This is a genomic window from Candidatus Pseudothioglobus sp. Uisw_016, assembly GCF_048087635.1.
Classification (GTDB): domain Bacteria; phylum Pseudomonadota; class Gammaproteobacteria; order PS1; family Pseudothioglobaceae; genus Pseudothioglobus.
The window spans coordinates 1426942-1446704 of record NZ_CP159806.1 but is presented as its reverse complement, the minus strand read 5'-3'; the positions used below and the strand labels follow the sequence as shown (position 1 = coordinate 1446704).

Annotated in this window: 19 protein-coding genes; 12 read left to right on the top strand and 7 right to left on the bottom strand. The window is 36.7% G+C overall.

The genetic code is table 11. The features are described from left to right. The first annotated feature begins 52 nt into the window (after positions 1-52). The 4 genes from ABXT69_RS07330 to ABXT69_RS07315 all read left to right on the top strand — a co-directional run bounded on the left by ABXT69_RS07330 (position 53) and on the right by ABXT69_RS07315 (position 1493). Positions 53-364, top strand: coding sequence for a c-type cytochrome (locus ABXT69_RS07330; RefSeq protein ID WP_271556499.1), 312 nt, complete (start codon positions 53-55; stop codon positions 362-364). 85 nt (positions 365-449) lie between these two features. After that, positions 450-1088: a c-type cytochrome gene (locus ABXT69_RS07325; protein WP_416677689.1), complete on the top strand. Its 639-nt coding sequence runs from the start codon at positions 450-452 to the stop codon at positions 1086-1088. A gap of 18 nt (positions 1089-1106) precedes the next feature. Next, positions 1107-1295, top strand: coding sequence for a hypothetical protein (locus ABXT69_RS07320; protein ID WP_416677688.1), 189 nt, complete (start codon positions 1107-1109; stop codon positions 1293-1295). 21 nt (positions 1296-1316) lie between these two features. Beyond that, the gene (locus ABXT69_RS07315; RefSeq protein ID WP_416677687.1) at positions 1317-1493 is read left to right on the top strand and encodes a hypothetical protein; all 177 of its coding nucleotides are present in this window, start codon (positions 1317-1319) and stop codon (positions 1491-1493) included. 209 nt (positions 1494-1702) lie between these two features. Here ABXT69_RS07315 and ABXT69_RS07310 read toward each other — a convergent pair whose 3' ends face one another. The 5 genes from ABXT69_RS07310 to ABXT69_RS07290 form a co-directional block, all read right to left on the bottom strand. Continuing rightward, entirely contained in the window at positions 1703-2491 is a 789-nt protein-coding gene (locus ABXT69_RS07310) for an SDR family oxidoreductase (RefSeq protein ID WP_416677686.1), read from the bottom strand. After that, entirely contained in the window at positions 2491-3525 is a 1035-nt protein-coding gene (locus ABXT69_RS07305; protein ID WP_416677685.1) for a quaternary amine ABC transporter ATP-binding protein, read from the bottom strand. The genes ABXT69_RS07310 and ABXT69_RS07305 overlap by 1 nt, the downstream gene beginning before the upstream one ends. A 9-nt stretch (positions 3526-3534) precedes the next feature. After that, positions 3535-4437 carry an ABC transporter permease gene (locus ABXT69_RS07300; RefSeq protein WP_416679580.1) on the bottom strand — a complete coding sequence of 301 codons (903 nt, stop codon included), beginning with the start codon at positions 4435-4437 and terminating at the stop codon, positions 3535-3537. Positions 4438-4593: 156 nt separating this feature from the next. Beyond that, complete coding sequence (locus tag ABXT69_RS07295; protein ID WP_416677684.1) at positions 4594-5610, bottom strand: glycine betaine ABC transporter substrate-binding protein; 1017 nt, start codon at positions 5608-5610, stop codon at positions 4594-4596. A 123-nt stretch (positions 5611-5733) separates the two neighbouring features. Then, on the bottom strand, positions 5734-6495 hold the full coding sequence (locus ABXT69_RS07290; RefSeq protein WP_416677682.1) for a sulfite exporter TauE/SafE family protein: 762 nt from the start codon (positions 6493-6495) through the stop codon (positions 5734-5736). A 103-nt stretch (positions 6496-6598) separates the two neighbouring features. Between ABXT69_RS07290 and ABXT69_RS07285 the strand changes: the two genes are divergently transcribed. From ABXT69_RS07285 to lon, 7 genes are all read left to right on the top strand, one after another. Next, positions 6599-8221, top strand: a complete 1623-nt coding sequence (locus ABXT69_RS07285; RefSeq protein WP_416677680.1) for a GMC family oxidoreductase — start codon at positions 6599-6601, stop codon at positions 8219-8221. An 18-nt stretch (positions 8222-8239) separates the two neighbouring features. After that, a complete protein-coding gene (locus ABXT69_RS07280) occupies positions 8240-9349 on the top strand; it encodes a mandelate racemase/muconate lactonizing enzyme family protein (protein WP_416677679.1) in 1110 nt (369 codons plus the stop codon). Between the two features lie 69 nt (positions 9350-9418). After that, complete coding sequence (gene tig, locus ABXT69_RS07275; protein ID WP_416677677.1) at positions 9419-10717, top strand: trigger factor; 1299 nt, start codon at positions 9419-9421, stop codon at positions 10715-10717. Between the two features lies 1 nt (position 10718). Next, positions 10719-11315: an ATP-dependent Clp endopeptidase proteolytic subunit ClpP gene (gene clpP, locus ABXT69_RS07270; RefSeq protein WP_416677676.1), complete on the top strand. Its 597-nt coding sequence runs from the start codon at positions 10719-10721 to the stop codon at positions 11313-11315. A 14-nt stretch (positions 11316-11329) separates the two neighbouring features. Further along, on the top strand, positions 11330-12595 hold the full coding sequence (gene clpX / locus ABXT69_RS07265) for an ATP-dependent Clp protease ATP-binding subunit ClpX (protein ID WP_416677674.1): 1266 nt from the start codon (positions 11330-11332) through the stop codon (positions 12593-12595). Between the two features lie 40 nt (positions 12596-12635). Next, positions 12636-13961, top strand: coding sequence for a ribosome rescue GTPase HflX (gene hflX, locus ABXT69_RS07260; RefSeq protein ID WP_416677673.1), 1326 nt, complete (start codon positions 12636-12638; stop codon positions 13959-13961). Beyond that, positions 13925-16264, top strand: coding sequence for an endopeptidase La (lon, locus tag ABXT69_RS07255; protein ID WP_416677672.1), 2340 nt, complete (start codon positions 13925-13927; stop codon positions 16262-16264). The genes hflX and lon overlap by 37 nt, the downstream gene beginning before the upstream one ends. A gap of 13 nt (positions 16265-16277) precedes the next feature. On the opposite strand, the gene rsmB is transcribed toward lon, so the two are convergent. Together rsmB and ABXT69_RS07245 are read right to left on the bottom strand one after the other, a co-directional pair. Continuing rightward, positions 16278-17546: a 16S rRNA (cytosine(967)-C(5))-methyltransferase RsmB gene (gene rsmB / locus ABXT69_RS07250; protein WP_416677670.1), complete on the bottom strand. Its 1269-nt coding sequence runs from the start codon at positions 17544-17546 to the stop codon at positions 16278-16280. Next, on the bottom strand, positions 17536-18255 hold the full coding sequence (locus ABXT69_RS07245; protein WP_416677669.1) for a DsbC family protein: 720 nt from the start codon (positions 18253-18255) through the stop codon (positions 17536-17538). The genes rsmB and ABXT69_RS07245 overlap by 11 nt, the downstream gene beginning before the upstream one ends. 79 nt (positions 18256-18334) lie before the next feature. Between ABXT69_RS07245 and ABXT69_RS07240 the strand changes: the two genes are divergently transcribed. Next, complete coding sequence (locus ABXT69_RS07240; protein ID WP_416677667.1) at positions 18335-19762, top strand: leucyl aminopeptidase; 1428 nt, start codon at positions 18335-18337, stop codon at positions 19760-19762. The last annotated feature ends 1 nt before the right edge of the window (position 19763 follow it).

Below are 19763 nucleotides of genomic sequence, written 5' to 3'. Positions count from 1 at the left end.
AGCTAGAACTGGGTATAATTTATTTGATGAATTAAGTTAGGATATAGATTCAATGAAAAGATATTTTTTAACATCAGTCACAATTGCTTTAGCTATTTTTTCGCTAAGCTCAAATGCCAATAGTGAAGGCGAAGCAATGTATAGTGCTTTGGGCTGTGTAAGTTGTCATGGCCAGAATGGACATTCGACAGATGAAAATGCACCTTCTTTAGCTGGAAAAGATGCTGATTGGATTGTTCAGCAATTAGAATATTTTCAGTCAGGTGAGCGTCAGAACTCATACATGAATGCAATGGCTCCAATGGCTGAAGGGTTTGAACGCTCGATTGCTGAATACCTTTCTATTCAAAATTCTAAATACTAATATTAGTCGATAAAACTGTCCTAATTGAAGTTTACGATACCATTATTTTTCACGTATAATTTCCTTGAATTTTTGGAGATTAAGAATGAAAAAGACCATTATTGCTTTAGCTTATATATTAATTGCTTCTTTCAGTAGCCCTATCATTGCTGCTGGTGATGCTGAGGCAGGTCAAGCAAAGACTGCAACATGTATGGGTTGCCATGGTCTGGCAGGTAATAGCACTATTCCTACTTTTCCTAAGTTAGCTGGACAAGGTGAGGCTTATCTTATCAAACAATTACAGCACTTTAAGTCAGGTGAAAGAAAGAATGCAATGATGAATGGTTTAGCTGGAATGCTCTCTGAGCAAGACATGATGGACATTGCAGCTTACTATTCAATCCAAACTATAAGTGAAAACAGTGCGAATGCAGATGCTGAAACTCTTGAGCTTGGTCGTAAGATTTATGTTGGTGGAAAAATGGATACTCAAACGACAGCTTGTATTGCTTGTCATGGAGCTAAAGGCTTAGGTATTCCAACTGCAGGCTTCCCGGCAATCAGCGGTCAGCATGCAACATATACTGCTTCACAGCTAAAAGCATTCCGTCAATATTCCATAAATGAACAAACGGGCTCCACAGATGTTTCTAGAGCAAATGAGATGATGGTGAATGTTGCTAAAGGTTTAACGACAGTTGAAATTGAAGCTTTATCACAATATATAGCTGGACTTCATTAAACTAGAGCTGGTGATTTTATGAAAAGAAAAATTGGGATAGTAGCCCTTTCCCTATCATTTTTGGCAGTACTCTGGCTTTTGCTTGGTATGGCTAATTTGGTGCCACTTTTGATAGAGTTACCGAACGAAACAAGTATAAGAGCACATGCCTCACTAGCAGTAATTTTCTTGTTGATAGGTTCTGCGGCTTTTTGGAACGAAGATTAATTTTTAAAGAAGGATGTAATTATGATGAAAACGTCAGATATATGTATTTTAATGTCAGTGGGTGTTGCATTTGTAACAACTGCTTTTCTTTGGTTTCAAGGAGTGGACACAAAGCAAGAAGCATTGTTTACCGCAACTTGGATTCCATCTATTTTAACGTTCGCTATTTATTTTAAAATAATAGCCAGGAAGGACTAATTATGGATGATTCACTAATATTCTTTACTGGGTTATTTTGCTTTGCGCTTGCTTTAGTAGGAGCGGTAATGACTGTTGTAGAATTTAAACGTCTAGAGTCAGAAGATAAAAAATAACATTGGGCTGTTAAGTCTTTTAATAGAGAAGTCTAGTTTTAAATAAGAGCTTTTATAGGCACTATTAAAATTATAAACGCGTAACTTTTGAGCTTAACTCATTCTCTCTGTGTTGCCGTCGACTGTCATTATTTGACCAGAAATTTTGCTTGCTTCATTTGATATTAAAAAACTTGCCATGTTTGCTATATCTTCTTTATCTACAAATGTTTTAAGAGAAACCATTGCCTCATAGTCTTCTTTTACCTCATTTTCAGAAGAGCCTATTGATTTGGCTCTTGCTTTAATAACACGATTAATTCTATCGCCTGATACTGACCCTGGGCAAATCGCGTTTACTCTAATATCGAATTCACCGAGCTCCATGGCGAGTGACTTTGTAATTCCAATGATGGCCCATTTACTAGCAGCGTAAGGAGTCCTTAGTGGAAATCCAAATAGTCCAGCTGTTGAAGATAGATTAATAATTGAGCCCCCCTTATTCTTCTTTAAAAGCGGTATTGCAAACTTAGTGAAGTAGAAGTGGCTATTTAAATTTATATCTATCGTTTGCCTCCAGTCCTCGATGGTTAAATCTTCCATTGGTCCAGTGGGACCAGCAATACCGACATTATTTATGAGAACATCAATGCTTATAACTTTTTGAGAAAGGGCTTTAAAGTAAGACTTAACTGACTCGGGATTCCCAGCGTCAACATTTTCAATAAATACCCTTTTATTGAAAAGCGGATGCTTATTAATTTCATCAATTTTTTGCTGGTTAATGTCAGATAAGTAAACTGTGTGGCCTTGATCTATCAAAACATTAGCCATACACCAGCCAAGTCCATCAGCTGAGGCTGAAATGATTATATTTTTACTAACGAAATTACCTTGAGACATTACTTTGTTTTTGTTAAGGCTTCAGAGAGTTCATCAGATGAGATGTATCCAGTTGTGCTTCCATTTTTATCAATAACTTCAATAGTTGATCTATCTTTCAAAACCTTAGGTACTAGCTCCTCAATAAAGGTATCTTCATCATACTTGTATGTTGATGATGGGTTAATGCCGGAGGTATCAAATTTATCAATTTTTGTCATTACAGTTTTCGCTCTTAAAACTTTTGAGCGATTAACGTCTTTAACAAAAGCTTTAACGTAATCATCCGCTGGATTGAGGATAATATCTTCTGGGCGACCAACTTGAACCAATCGTCCACCATTTAGGATTCCTATATGATCGCCGAGTTTAAGGGATTCATCGAGGTCATGAGTAATAAAGACAATCGTTTTTTTAAGTTTCGATTGAAGGTCAACTAGTTGGGTTTGCATTTCACTTCTAATCAAAGGGTCTAAAGCGCTAAACGCTTCGTCCATTAGAAGGATTTGTGGGTCAGTTGCAAGAGCCCTTGCAAGTCCAACTCTTTGCTGCATTCCGCCAGAAAGTTGAGCTGGGTATTGGTTTTCAAATCCTTGGAGCCCTACGGCATCAATTTGACCTTGAGCAATTTCTTTTCTCTTATCTTCAGGGACCTCCTGAATTTCAAGTCCATAAGCCACATTTTCAATGATTGTCTTGTGAGGGAATAATCCAAAGCGCTGAAAAACCATACTCATGGTTTTTTTTCTAAATTCTAAAATTTCTTTCTCATCTAAACTTAATACGTCGACATCATTTACAAGAACTTGTCCTGCAGTAGGATCAATTAATCTATTAATGTGCCTAATCAAAGTCGACTTACCTGAGCCTGATAGGCCCATGCAAACAAAAATTTCACCTTCTTTGATAGATAATGAGACGTTATCTAAGCCAACAGTATGTCCAGTTTCTTCTAGAACTTGTTCTTTATCTGCCCCATTTTGGACCATTGATAAAACCTGGTCAGGCTTAGGACCAAATATTTTATAAATATTTTTAATTTCGATTTTTGACATAATAGGGGTTTATTCTGGTGGTTTATTTCTATCTTGTATTCTTTTACCGTAAGCCTGCGTAATTCTATCTAACACAATTGCTAATAGAACAATTGCGAGACCGGCTTCAGTTGCTTTTCCAACGTTTAGCTGTTGAAGTCCAAGTAAAACTTCATCGCCAAGGCCTCGAGTTCCAATCATTGAGGCAATGACAACCATAGCAAGTGCCATCATTGTGCACTGGTTGATTCCTTGCATAATGTTTGGAAGGGCAAGAGGTAACTGTACCCCAAGTAATTTTTGTTTGGGGCTAGCCCCAAATGCTTCAGCTGCTTCAATAACTTCGGTATCAACTAGTGTAATTCCAAGATCAGTCAATCGGACTAATGGGGGAACTGCATAAATAACTGTTGCAATAATTGCCGGAACAGCGCCCAATCCAAACAGCATAATTCCTGGGATCAGGTAACAGAAGCTTGGGATTGTTTGCATTAAATCAAGAACTGGCAGTATTGCATTTCGAACTTTATTATTTCGAGACATTGCAATACCCAATGGAATACCAATAATAATACAAATAATAATTCCAATTATCATAATAGAGGTTGTTTCTATTGCTTTATCCCAAAACTTTGGATGCAGGAAGCCTATAAAAAATGTACAGAACCCAACAAAAACGGTGGTTCCTATTTTTCTGCCACTAGAAAAGAAGACAACTGCAACAACTAGTGCAATGACTACTGGCCAAGGTAGAACGATTAAGAATTTCTTAAGAGATAGGATTGCACCAAGAAGAAAATCGTTGATTACTTCGAAGTAAATTCCATATTTTTCATTAAAGACTTTAAAGCCGTCATTAATCCATTTCATTAGAGGAATATCTAACCATTTAGGCCAGTCATAGAGCCAACTTAAATCAGTAAATAGTTCCATAACACTATCGGGCTTTCTTTTCGATGAGTTATAACTTACGACTAAAAGCCATACAAAGAATATTGGGAATGTAAAGTATGTGAGAATTTTTCTTATCATAATGATTTTGATGAAAAAAAGAGCCCACAAGTGAGCTCTTTTTATATTAAGATTAACTTATAGAGCTCCAGATACTTTAGCAGCAACGTCTGCTGGTACCCAAGATTTCCATGAATCATCATTCGCTAAGTACTCCATTGCAGTTAGCTCCATATCACCATCTGACTCATCTTCATAGAATGCAAGTAGTCTGTTAACTTGCGCAGTTGGTATGCTATAAGCTTCTAAAAATGCAGTCTCTGCAGGGTGTGAATCCGCCCATGAAGAAAGAACTGACTTGTCTAGTGACATGTCTCTGTACTCAACTCCACAAGTAGGTACCCATGCATCTGTTCCATTAGCTTTTATGTCTTCAACAACAACTTGCATAGATGCCCAACACTCAGCATTAAATGGAGGTTCTGCTAGTCTAACTAGATCAACCTTACCCATAAGACCAGTTGGCGCCCAATAGTAAGTAAAGATTGGTTGCTTTTTAGCAAACGCACCTGCGATTGCTGCATCTAGTGCTCCACCTGAACCTGGATCAAAGTTAGTATAGTATTTATCTAGTCCATACGCTTTTTGTTTAACAAGGTTAATTGTGTAGCAAGTCCAGCCACCAATACAACTTGTCATTCTTCCCATTGATGGGTTTTCTGGATCACTGAATAACGCAGCAATTTCTGGATTATTCATATCTAGAACATTTGTAAGATTGTACTTATCAGCAGTTGCTCTATCAACATAGAATGCTTGCTGAGAGTCAGGAGTATTTACTCCTAGGTTTCTTACTGTTCCTGCAGCTTCATGACCATCAAAAGTATCTTTAATGTTGTCATACCAAAGCTCAGTAACCACATCAAGCTGTCCATCATAGTGCGCAGCCATAATAGGTGTTGTACTTCCTTTAGTTATACTAACTTCACACCCATAACCATGCTCTAAGATGAAGCCAGCAATAGCAGTATGAATATTAGCACTACTCCAGTCAAAATCAGCTAGTCTTGCCTTACCGCAGTCAGCACTAACAACTCCTGGCATTAGAGCAACTGAAATAGCTGAGATAGCTAATAGTTTATTTATTAGTTTCATTTTTTCTCCTTAGGTTTAAAACAAAATCCTTATTAAATATAAGGATTAATTTTTAGTATATATAAAATTTCAGTTCAAGTTGAATTATATTCGATGATTAAAAATACATATTAATAGGAAATATTAAATTAATAAAACTATTCCTGCTATAAAAATTAATCCTAGAATTGTTTTTTGAAATACCTCGCCATCAATAACATGATAGATTTTCATGCCAAGAAAAGAGCCAATAATTAAAGCTGGAATAGTCAAAAGAAGGTCATAAAATATTTGCAATGTAAATAGACCAGCGATAGCAAAACTTATAACTGCCATAATGCTTGTTATAAAAATAAAAGGTTCATAAGTTCCTCGCTGAGTATTTTTTGGTAATTTCTGCAGACTAACCCAAATTGTTGGAAATATTCCTCCAAGCGCTGCAAAGCCGCCCATAAATCCACTTATCAATCCTATAAAACGATCAATTAATTTATTGTTGTTAACTTTAACGGATAGGTTATTATTTTTAAATATTAATATTGCATAGAAAACTAAAAAAATGCCAATAGATATTTTAAATAATCTTGGGTCAGTAGTTTTTAGAAGAAGCATACCAAGGGGTATACCAATTAAACCAGAAATAACAAATGGTCTCAGTTTTGAAAAATCAAGAGTTTTTCTTAATTTAAATAATGGCCAACCCGATATCAATAAGCAAGTAATTATATTTAATGGAATTGCGATAGCAGGTTCCATTATGTGAAGCCAAAATGCATTAAGAACAAGACCACTTCCAAAGCCACTAGCACCCTGGACAAATGCTGCAGTAAATGCTCCTGAAATTAAAATTAATAAATATATTGATGGGTCAGAAATGATCTTTAAAGAATTGCTAAAATAATGCATATGAGTATATAGATTATTTTGTTATTTGTATTTGATTTCAATATAATGACGATGTTAGGTATTTTAAATTTTGATTATCAAATGGCCCTATTACTTCTAATTTATGTCTAATTATGACTACATAATTGTAGGGGCCGGCTCCGCCGGCTGTGTCCTTGCAAATAGGCTCAGTAAAAACTCATCTAATAACGTTTTGCTAATAGAGGCCGGTGGTTCAGATCGTCGATTCTTTATCCAAATGCCAATTGGTTATGGGGTGACTTACCATCAAAAAGCTGTTAATTGGATGTATATGACAAAGCCAAGTCCAGAAGCTGATAATAAGCCAAGTTATTGGCCAAGAGGAAAGGTTTTGGGCGGATCTAGCTCAATTAATGCAATGGTTTATGTGAGAGGAAATCATAAAGATTTTGACCAGTGGTCTGAAATGGGGAATACAGGCTGGTCATATAATGATGTTCTGCCCTACTTCAAGAAAATGGAATCTTGGCAAAATGGTGCTGATAGTTTTAGAGGCGCTGATGGGCCATTAAACGTCTCGGAGGTGTCTGACCAGTTACACCCATTATGTAAGAATTTTTTATCTGCAGCTCAAGAGATTGGTATTAATCTTAATAGAGATATGAATGGAAAAAATCAGGAAGGAGTTGGCAACTTTCAAATCACAACTCATAAGGGTCAGCGAATGTCCTCCTCAAGAGCTTACTTGTGGCCAATAAAGAGTCGTACTAATCTTACTATTATTAAAAATGCTTTGGTTTCAAGAGTATTAATTAAAGATAAAAAGGCTTATGGAGTTGAGTATATTAAGTCAGGTAAGATTCATCAAGTGATGGCTTCATGTGAAGTTATTTTAAGCGCAGGATCAATTAATTCTCCTCAGCTTCTTCAGCTATCAGGAGTAGGCCCAAAAGATGTTTTAGATACAGCTACAGTTTCTTTAATTCATGATAGTCCAGCTGTTGGAGAAAACCTACAAGACCATTTGGGGGTTAGTTATTTTTATAAAAGCAAAGTACCAACCCTAAATGATCAGTTAAGGCCATTTCTAGGAAAGATATATCAGGGTCTAAGATATATTATTACAAGAAGAGGGCCACTGAGTTTAAGTGTCAATCAATCAGGAGGATTCATTAAGACACGTGATGGTCTTGAGAAGCCCAATATCCAGCTTTATTTTTCGCCCGTCAGTTACTCTCTGGAATCTCCTGAAAAAAGGGCAATGATGAGCCCAGATCCCTTTTCAGCAATGTTATTTGGAATTTCAAGTTGTAGTCCTCTTTCAAGGGGAAGAGTTCATATTGAAAGTAATAACCCATTAAAACCTCCAATCATTGAGCCTAACTACCTTTCTCATAAAAATGACATCAGAGATTTATTAGAGGGGGTTAAGGTCCTTAGGAGGTTGGCTAAAACTGATAGTTTTAGAGAAGTTATTGGAGAAGAGTTTCGTCCTGGGCAGGAATGTCAGACTGATGAGCAAATGATTCAGCATATTAAAGATACAGTTTGGACTGTTTTTCATCCTTGTAGCACTTGCCGAATGGGCCCTGATCCACTGAAAAATGTTGTTGATAGCAATCTGAGGGTTCATGGGATCAAAAATCTGAGAGTGGCAGACGCCTCAATATTTCCTCAAATAGTTTGTGGTAATATTAATGCCGCAACTATTATGGTTGGTGAAAAAGCATCAGATTTAATATTAGCAAGTGCAGAAAATAATTAAAGTTATTAAAGAATCCTTATGAAGATAATTAGTATTGAAACTTTTACGAATGAATACGTCGGTTTAGTTCGCATAAGAACTGATGAGGGCGATGAAGGCTGGGGTCAAACTTCTACCTATAATTCTGATATTAGTTCTCAGGTAGTTCATAGACAAGTTGCTCCTCATATTTTAGGACTCAGTGGATTTAACATTGAAGATATAAATAGAGAGGTCTTAGAGAGAGAGCATAAGTTTCCTGGTACATACCTTTATAGAGCTTTAAGTGGAATTGATACCGCGCTTTGGGACATTAAAGCTAAGCGTGCGAACAAGAGTGTTTGCCAGCTTTTGGGCGGTGAAAAACAATCTATTCCAGTTTATGCTTCAAGTATGCAGAGAGAGATTAGTCCAGAAGCCGAGGCCGAAAGACTTAGTGCGCTAAAGGAAGCAAATGGTTATTTCGCATTTAAATTTCGGATTGGAAAAGAGTGTGGCCATGATTTTGATCAATGGCCTGGGCGAACTGAGGCAATTATAAAAGAAGTGAGAAAAGTTCTAGGAGATGATGTTGCTTTGCTTGTTGATGCAAATAGTGCTTTTAGCCCCAAAAAGGCAATTGAAGTTGGACACATGCTCCAAGATTATGGTGTAAGTCATTTTGAAGAACCTTGCCCATACTGGAAGCCAGATTGGACTCGCGAAGTTAAAAATGCACTAGATATTGATATCAGTGGCGGCGAGCAAGACAATGATATGAGAGTTTGGAATCATATGATTGATACTAAGGTTGTTGATATTGTTCAGCCTGATATATGCTACATGGGAGGCGTTACTAGGACACTAGAAGTTGTAAAGATGGCAGAGAAGGCAAATCTTCCTGTAACTCTGCATTCAGCAAACCTTTCTCTAGTGACACTTTTTTCGGCCCACATTATGGGCTCTATTAAAAACCCAGGAAAATATTTGGAGTTTTCAATAGAAGGCCCTGATTACTATCCATGGCAAGATAATATTTTTTACCCAAACTATAAAATTATTGATGGGTGTCTTGAGATGATCCACAAGCCTGGTTGGGGGGTTGAAATAAATCAAGAATGGCTGTCTTTATCAGATTACAAAGTAAGCTATACAGGGTCTCGCTTTTAGTGCAATTTTTTGGATAAGAAAATCCTGTATAATTTCTTTTTTTTTAATAAGTTACGGATTTATAACTAGATGAAGACCTCACTCACTAAACTTGAGGGATTAAAAAGATCCCTTGTGGTTGAATTGCCTGTAGAAACTTTCAATCAAAAAACAGAAAGAATTATCAAGAGCCTTGCCTCAAAAGTTCGTATTGATGGCTTTAGGAAAGGAAAAATTCCAGCTTCAATTTTGCGCCAACGCGTTGGCGGTAGTGCAAAATCCGATGCTGCTAATGAAATTGTTACTGAGACTTTGGCGGATGCCCTTAAAGATGCAGATGTTTCTCCAGCTGCTCAGCCGTCATTGGTGAATGTAGATACTGAGAATTCAGACAGTTTTATTTATACAATAGAGTTTGAAGTGTTTCCAGAAATCAAAGTGGGCTCTTTAAAAAGCTTAACTATGGATCAGATTAATTCAAAAGTTACTGAAGAAGATGAGGAGCGAGCTCTTCAAGATCTACAAGATAGGTCAACTGAATATAAGACTGTCAAGAGAAAATCTAAAGAAGGGGATCGTTTAATTATAGATTTTGAAGGTTTGCTAGATGGAGAGTCATTTGAAGGTGGAGCTGCTGAGGGTTTTGAAATTGTTTTAGGCAAAGGTACGATGATTGAAGGTTTTGAAAAAGGTCTTATAGATATCGCACCTGAAAAAACAGTTGAAGTAGCTGCAACATTTCCGGAAGATTATCATGTAGAAAATCTGGCAGGAAGAGAGGCCATCTTTAAAGTTACTGTTAATGAAGTAGGTTCACCAACAGAAGTAAAGAGAGACGATGAATTTGCCAAAAAATTTGGTGAAAAAGATTTTGAAACTATGAAATCGAGAATGTCAAAGCAGATGCAAGTTGAATTAGAATCTCGATTAGTTCAGCAAAATAAAGACACCGCATTTTCAGTTCTTTTAGATGCAAATGATTTTGAGGTGCCTGAAGGCAGTGTTTCTGCTGAGTCGCTCAAGTTACAGCAAGATATGGAATCTAGAATGGAGCAGCAAGGTATGCCTTCTAAAGGTAAATTACCTGCAGAAATGTTTCAAGAGGAAGCGGCAAGAAGAGTTAAACTTGGTTTGTTAATTAATAAAATTGCAACAGATGGTGAAATAAAAGCTGAAAAAGAACAGGTTGATGCTAAACTTAATGAAATGGCACTCCAATATGGTGAAAGTGCTCAGCAAATGATTGATTGGTATAATACAGATCCTTCACGACTAGCCAACATTGAATCAATTGTCGTTGAAGATATGGTTGCGAAACATGTTGCAGATCAAGCCAAAGTAACGATGACAGACAAGACCTTTTTAGAAATAATGAGCCCACAAAATTAATATGACAATTCAAAACTTAAATCAAATCCCAATGGTAATTGAGAGCTCTGGAAGAGGAGAGAGGGCTTATGATATTTATTCTAGGCTTCTCAAAGAGCGAGTTGTTTTTATGGTTGGTCCGGTTGAAGATTACACTGCAAATGTAGTAGTAGCTCAATTGCTTTTTTTAGAATCTGAGAATCCAGACAAAGATATTCATTTGTATATAAATTCACCAGGTGGCTCAGTAACTGCAGGACTTGCTATTTATGACACAATGCAATTTATTAAGCCAGATATTTCTACTCTTTGTATTGGACAGGCGGCAAGTATGGGTGCATTACTTCTTACAGCTGGTACTAAGGGGAAAAGGTTTGCGCTACCTCATGCTAGGATGATGATTCATCAGCCTCTTGGAGGATTTTCCGGTCAGGCAAGTGATATAGATATTCATGCACAAGAAATTCTTAAAGTTAGAGATAACTTAAACACCATACTTAAGAACCATACTGGTCAAAGTATGAAAAATATTCAGAAAGATACTGATAGAGATAATTTTATGTCAGCAAGCGAGTCTGCGAAATATGGACTCATTGATAAAGTAATTAATAAGCGATAAATTTAAGTTTGTCTATGGACCAAAATACTGAAGACCTTAGCTGTTCGTTCTGCTCAAAACATAAAGATGAAGTAGTTCGCCTAATTGCAGGACCGGGAGTTTATATTTGTGATGAATGTATAGACTCTTGCTATAGCTTGATTCAAGAGCAAACTATCAAAGATAAAAAAGATCAACATCAGGATTGGAATAATACTCCAAAAGAATTGTATGCCTCTTTAGATGAGTATGTGATTGGACAGTCCCATGCCAAAAAAGTTCTTTCAGTGGCAGTTTATAATCACTACAAGCGATTAAAAACAAATTACATCTCAAACGATGTAGAGCTTGATAAATCAAATATTTTACTTATAGGCCCAACAGGAAGTGGCAAAACGCTTCTTGCGCAATCTCTGGCGCGTTTTTTGGACGTACCTTTTGCTGTTGCTGATGCAACAACTTTAACAGAGGCTGGCTATGTTGGTGATGATGTAGAGAATGTAATTAAAAGCCTGCTCTCAAAATGTGATTTTGATCCAGAAAGGGCAGAACAAGGCATTATTTTTATAGATGAAATCGATAAGATTTCACGCCGGTCTGACTCCCCCTCAATCACAAGAGATGTTTCTGGTGAAGGAGTTCAGCAAGCTATGCTTAAGTTGATTGAAGGCACTATTGCATCAGTTCCTCCTCAGGGTGGAAGAAAACATCCTAACCAAGAAACTATTGATGTTGACACTTCAAAAATATTGTTTATTTGTGGTGGTGCATTTGATGGGCTTGGGAAAGTAATTGATAGGCGCATTGAAAAGGCTACTGGTATTGGTTTTTCTGCTAACGTTAAGGAAGCAAGTGGTAAAAAAACATTAACTGAGCTTTATAAATTTTTAGAGCCAGATGATTTAATTAAATTTGGATTAATTCCTGAATTAGTTGGTCGTTTAGCTGTTCATACTTCTTTAGATGAGCTTGATGAAGAGGCATTGGTTCAAATTCTTACGAAGCCCAAAAATTCTGTAGTCAAGCAGTTTCAACAATTTTTTGCCATTGAGGGTGTTAAGCTGACGATAAGAAAAAATGCTCTTTTAGCGATTGCTAAACTTGCGCTGAAAAGGAAAACTGGTGCAAGGGGCTTGAGAGCTATTTTAGAAGATTTACTACTGGAGATGATGTATGAAATACCTTCAACTCCAAGCGTCAAAGAAGTTGTTGTAGATAAAGAGGTTGTGGAAAGAAAGAAAAAACCTGTGATTGTTCATGTTTCTGATAAAAAACAAAGCAATATTCGTAAAGCAAGTTGATTAATTTCATTTTTTATATACTGGCCTCTTAAGAACATCTATGGAGCTTTTTGATCGCCAAAAGGATGCAGTTGGCCAAGGCGAAAGAACTATATTGGTTCATATTGAGCTAACTTCAAATAGACAGGCATCAAGCAGTATTGGTGAATTCCAGCAGTTGGCATTGTCCTCTGGCCTCAGTATTATTGACACTATAACAGTTAAAAGAAGCATTACTAAAGCTCAGTTTTTTATTGGCACTGGGAAGGTTGATGAGCTATCAACAATTGTGTGTGACAATGAAATCGATTTAGTTATTTTTTCTCTGCAGTTATCCCCCTCTCAAGAACGTAATTTAGAGAAAGCATTAAAGTGTCAAGTGATGGACCGAACTGGCTTAATATTAGATATCTTTGCATTAAGAGCAAGCTCCTTTGAGGGAAAGTTGCAAGTAGAGCTAGCACAGTTGAAGCATTTATCTACTAGACTTGTAAGAGGCTGGACTCACCTTGAAAGACAAAAAGGTGGCATTGGACTTCGTGGTCCAGGTGAGACACAGCTAGAGACTGATAAGCGATTAATTTCGGTACGTATAAAAAATATTAATAAGCGACTAGATAAGGTTCATAAGCAGCATGATTTGGGACGTAAATCCCGAATTAAGAATCAACTTCCTATGATTTCACTTGCAGGATATACAAATGCAGGAAAATCAACACTCTTTAACCTTCTAACTAAGGCCAAAGTTTATGCAGATAACAAGTTATTTGCTACACTAGACTCAACTATTCGACGTGTTATCTTACCAGCTTCTGGCGAGGCAGTTATAGCTGACACGGTTGGCTTTATTCAAGATCTACCTCATGAGCTGGTTGAGGCCTTTAAGTCGACTCTTGAAGAAACACGACAAGCTAACGTCCTACTTCATGTGGTCGATGCGTCAGATTCGAATAATAGAGATAAAATTGAGCAGGTAGAGGATATTATTGAGCAAATAGAGGCACAAGATATTCCAAAAATTATTGTAATGAATAAGATTGATGGAATTGCTGATTTTAAACCTCGCCTTGATAAAGACCATGATGGTAATATTTATAGAGTTTGGATTTCAGCTCATTCGGGAGAAGGAATAGATCTGCTTTATCAGGCACTTTCGCAGAGTTTAAGCGGAATGATGACTTTTGCAGGAATTAAGTTAGATGTTCAATCTGCTTACATTAGAAGTGAAATTCATAAAGTCGGATTTATTCAAAAAGAAATAATGAATGAATTTGGGCAATGGCTACTTGAAATTAATGTCACTCGACACTATCTAGAAAGATTACTAGACAAGCAAGGCGTTTCATTATTATGGGAACAGAAATCATCACAGAGCCAAACGGCTTAAGCAAGCAATCAATTCCACTACTTCCTCTTAGAGATGTAGTAGTTTTCCCGCACACGGTAATTCCTTTATTTATAGGAAGAAAATCTTCAGTTAATGCAGTTACTCAGGCTATGGAGGCTGATAAGAATATTTTTTTAGTTACCCAGAAAGATGAAACTATTGAAGAGCCAAATAATGAGCAGCTTCACAAGGTTGGAACCCTCGCAACAATTCTTCAATTACTGAAACTTCCAGATGGAACTATTAAAGTTTTAGTCGAAGGTGTTAAAAGAGCAAAAATCGAAGAATTTGTTGATTTAGGTGAGCATACAGAAGTAATTTTAAGTGACTGTAGTTTGACTCATGATGATGACACTGAGATAAAGGCTATGATGCGTTTAGCCCTTGAAAACTTTGAAAAATATATCAAGCTCAGCAAAAAAATCCCTGAAGAAGTGTATAAAGTACTTAAAGAGATTACAGATATTGAGCGTTTCAGTGATGTCATTATTGCAAATCTTAATCTTAAAATTGAAGAAAAGCAGAACTTGCTTGAGAGCAGTGAGGCAAGAGAAAGACTCGAGAAAATTCTATCAATCCTTGAAGGAGAGCTAGATGTTCTTGGCGCAGAGCAAAAAATTCAAAGTCGAGTGCGCAAACAGATGGAATCCAATCAAAGGGATTACTATTTGAATGAGCAAATGAAGTCCATTCAAAAAGAGCTTGGAACTGTCGATGATGAGAATGAGATTGAAGAATTACAAAACAGTATTAATAAGGCAAAAATGCCTAAAGAAGCTAAGAAGAAGGCCCAAGGTGAGCTTAATAAGCTTCAAAGAATGTCTTCTCAATCATCAGATGCTTCAATCATTAGGACTTACATAGAAAATTTATGCTTAGTTCCCTGGAGTAAAAAAACGAAAACAAACCAAGATTTGGTAAAAGCTAAAAAAATTCTAGACGAAGATCACTATGGCTTGGATAAAGTTAAAGAGAGGATCATGGAGCACTTAGCAGTCCAAAGTCGAGTCACCCATAATAAAGCAAATATATTATGTTTGGTCGGACCACCAGGAGTTGGAAAAACTTCTCTTGGTGAGTCAATTGCAAAATCAGTCAATCGTAAATATGTTCGTATGGCTCTTGGGGGGGTTCGAGACGAAGCTGAAATTCGAGGCCATAGAAGAACTTATATTGGGGCAATGCCTGGTTCAATTGTCCAAAAAATGCAAAAAGTTAATGTAAAAAATCCATTATTTCTATTAGATGAGATTGATAAGATGGCATCTGATTTTAGAGGAGATCCTGGCTCTGCAATGCTAGAAGTTTTAGATCCAGAACAAAATCATACTTTTAATGATCATTACCTAGAAGTTGATTATGATCTTTCCCAAGTCATGTTTGTTGCTACTGCAAACTCTTTAAATCTTCCTGAAGCTTTAATAGATCGCATGGAGATTATTCACTTGTCTGGATATACTGAAGATGAGAAGCTTGAAATTGCTAAGCGCCATCTAATTTCTAAACAAATGAAAAATAATGGTGTTAAAAGCTCTGAAATTATTTTTAAAGACTCCGCATTAATGGATATTATTCGTTATTACACAAGAGAGGCAGGAGTTCGAAGCCTCGATCGCGAAATTGGAAGTATTTGTAGAAAGGTTATTAAAGATATCACTCTAAAAAAACGAAAAGCTAGGGCAATCATCAATTCAAAAAGCCTTCCAAAATTTTTAGGTATGAAGAAATATCGCTTCGGTCTTGCTGAAGAACACAATCAAATTGGTGAAGTGACTGGACTGGCATGGACATCTGTTGGTGGAGACTTGCTTACAATTGAAGCTTCTTCATACAAAGGTAAAGGAAAGCTTAATTACACAGGCCAGCTTGGTGATGTCATGAAGGAATCCATTCAGGCGGCAATGTCTGTAACAAGATTGCGAGCTGAATCACTTGGTATAGCGGATGACTTTCATGAAAAACTTGATATTCATATTCATGTGCCTGACGGATCAACTCCGAAGGATGGTCCAAGTGCTGGAGCTGCAATGTGCACCGCTCTTGTGTCGGTTTTAACAGGTCGAAAGGTAAAAGCTGCAGTGGCAATGACTGGAGAAATAACTCTAAGGGGCGAAATAACTCCAATTGGTGGGCTAAAAGAAAAATTACTTGCAGCGATGCGGGGCGGGATTCAAACTGTCATTATTCCTGAAGATAATGAGCGTGAATTGTCTGAAGTGCCCGAAAAAATTAAAAGTAAACTTGAGATTATTAAAGTTAAGTGGATAGATCAGGTTTTAGACATTGCACTTGAGGAAAAATAAAGGCAATTAACTTTTATAGCTTTTTTGTAAGTTTGGCATAATAAAAGCCGTCATATATTTTCTTAGGGAGTTGTTGTTTTCCAATGGAGCCATCTCCCCATGAAAGGGATATTTCTTCATTGATAGCATCTTCAAACCTTTCAAGAAAGCTAATAATTTGTCTCTCGTTTTCATCTGGAAGAACTGAGCAAGTAGCATATATAAGTTCCCCACCGGGCTTTAAGAGATGCCATAAATTATCAAGAATTAAAGCTTGAATTTTAGTAATTTGATTGACATCTTTTAGTTTTCTTAATAGTTTAATATCTGGGTGTCTTCGAATGACTCCTGTTCCTGAACAGGGGGCGTCAATTAAGATTTTATCAAACTGTTTTTGGTTCCACCAGTCTTGCCTTGTTGCGTCCCCAACAATCATTTCAACATTATTAGTTTTAAGGCGATCAATATTTTCTTTAACTTTTAGTAACCGTGTTTCATCACTATCTAGTGCAACTATATTTGCTTCAGGACATAGCTCGGCTATGTGAGTTGTTTTACCTCCAGGAGCGCAACATGCATCAAGAATTAATTCCCCTTTTTTTGGTGAGACTAGATGAGCTGCAAGTTGAGCAGATACATCCTGCACGTAGCAAGACCCTTTTTCAAAATCTGGCAGGCTGCCTACTTTTACAGCACTCTCAAGAATAAGTGCTTGCGGTGCAATGCTTGATTTCTCGGAAAATATATCTTGTTTTTTTAATTTCTCTTGAAAAGCACTTAAATCAATTGATGGGTGAACTCGAATTGACATTGGGGCTTTTTTATTATTCTCAAAAAATATTTCTTGGTAGTCTAGCGGGTAATCTTTTTTTATTTTTTTTACAAGCCAGCTTGGATGAGAATGATGAGCTGTCTTCAAGATTGAGTCTTTATCTCGATCAATTCCTCTAAGTATTGCATTAACAAAACCTTTGGCCCAGGTTTTTCCAATTTTTTCTGCAATTTCAACAGTTTCATTGATTGCTGCATGACTTGAAATATCAGTGTATAAAAGTTGATACGCCCCAAGAACTAATAAACTATGGATATCAAGATTTTTCCTCTCTAAAGGCTTCTTTATACGAGGCGTAATTATGTCATTAAGATGATGATAGAATCGGATTGAGCCATATACCAAGGATTTTGCAAAAGGAGATTCAGTACTTTCCGCTGGAAATAAGGCGTCCGATAATGCTTGCTTCTCTAGAGCTACCAGGCAGATTGCTTTATGAGCTATAACCCTAGAGTTTTCGTTATTGAGCAATTGCTTGTAAGATACTATTTAAAAGTTGATTGGGCTCTTGGTAGCCAGGAATATTTGAGCCATTTTCAAGGAAGATTGAAGGCGTTCCATTAACTCCTAATTGCTTAGAGATTGCTAGTTGATCTTCAACAGGATTTATGCAATCAGGGCTATTAGGTAAATAACGATTAGTTTTATAGTTGTGCATTGCAATAGCTTTGTCTTCCGCACACCATATTTTTTCCATAGCGCTTTGTGCATTAGGATGAAGTTGTTCAATTGGAGCAGCTAAATATTTAACTGTAATACCTAGAGAATTCATACCCTGCATATTTGAGTGAAGCTTTGCACAATAAGGACAGTCTACATCCGTAAAAACATGGAGAATGTATTGCTCATTTTCGGCCTTGAAAACTATTTTATTATTTTCATCAATACTATTTAAAATGTTAATTTTTTCTGAGTTTATTTTTTTAGTAGAAAGATTGGCCATTAACTCTATGTCGGTTACTGCACCTTGAATAACATAACGCCCATCAAGCGAAATATACAAAACTTCAATCTGAGGAGTGGTAAGAACTACCTCGTAAAAACCTTCCAATTCTGAGCTGCTTATATTCTCAATCTTAATAGTTGGGAAGAATGGCTTTAAATTATCAAAAACCTTGTCAACATTTGCAGTTACGGAGTTAGTAATTATGATTAAAGATAAAAGAAGAAGCTTTTTCATATTAAAAATTCAAGATTAAAGAAGTAAATTTTACAGTTTTTTGGTAGAATACCGAGATTATAATTTTCGGAAAAAAGTCATGGAATTTTTTGTTACTTATCAAGCAGCTGATCATTACAGTGGTGACTGCTCAGTCGCTTTTGTTTTTAAAGATACAACTCATGAAAATAGAATTCTTCAAGAGCTTCTTGAGCTCCATCGTTTTGAAGCAAAACTAGGCGAGACCTTAATGGTTGGTAAAGTCGAGGGCTATAAATCAAAAAGGGTATTAGCAATTGGCTTAGGAGAGTCGCCATTAACTCAAAAAAAATATATTAAGGTTCTTAAGTCGCTTTCTTCAGCCATGGATGATACAAAAGTAAAAAATGTTGTAATACCAAGCCTTGAAGTAGAAGGATGTGACGATTCTTGGTTACAAATTACAACTGCTCGAGTATTAAAAAATGAATGTTATCAGATAAAAAAAGTTGGCTTAGAATTGGAAAAGAAAGCTACCGTTCTTGAGGCAGTGAATATTCATTCTGAAAATAATGGTATTACAGAAATCAGTAAAGGAGTTGCAATTGCAAATGGAATGGCTCTGGCACGAGAGTTAGGTGACTTGCCACCTAATATATGCACGCCAACTTATATTGCTGAAAGAGCTCAATTATTAGCATCAACCTACAATCTGAAATGTGAGGTTTTAGAGGAGTCAGACATGGAGGCCTTAGGGATGAATTCATTGCTATCAGTTTCTCTTGGATCATCACAACCTGCAAAGCTAATTAGTTTAAATTACTCTAATGGTGGAAAAGAAGATCCGATTGTTCTAGTTGGAAAAGGGGTAACTTTTGATAGTGGAGGTATTTCGTTAAAGCCAGGATCTGGTATGGATGAGATGAAGTACGATATGTGTGGAGCTGCATCAGTTCTTGGAACAATGAGCGCGGTAGCGGAGATGGGCCTTAAAGTTAACTTAACAGTTGTAGTACCTACTGTTGAAAATATGCCTGCTCACAACGCCTCTAGACCAGGAGATGTGGTAAAAAGTATGTCTGGCCAAACTATAGAGATTCTAAATACAGACGCAGAGGGCCGGTTGATTCTTTGTGATGCCCTAACTTACTGTGAAAAATTTAACCCTAAAGTTGTGATTGATGTTGCGACTCTTACTGGTGCTGTGATTGTTGCATTAGGTAAACATCACTCTGGCGTTATGTCTAATGACCAAAATCTCGCTGATAGCCTTAAAGCATCAGGGATTTCATCAATGGATACAGTTTGGCAGCTACCACTTGATGATGAATATGATGAATTACTTAAGTCTAATTTTGCAGATATGGCAAATATTGGTGGGAGAGAAGCGGGAACTGTAACTGCCGCGTGTTTTCTAGCTCGTTATACTAAGAATTACTCTTGGGCACATATTGATATTGCAGGAACTGCTTGGCTTGGAGGTTCAAAAAAAGGCGCAACAGGAAGGCCAGTTCCTCTATTAACTCAGTATGTCATGGACCAAGTTTAGG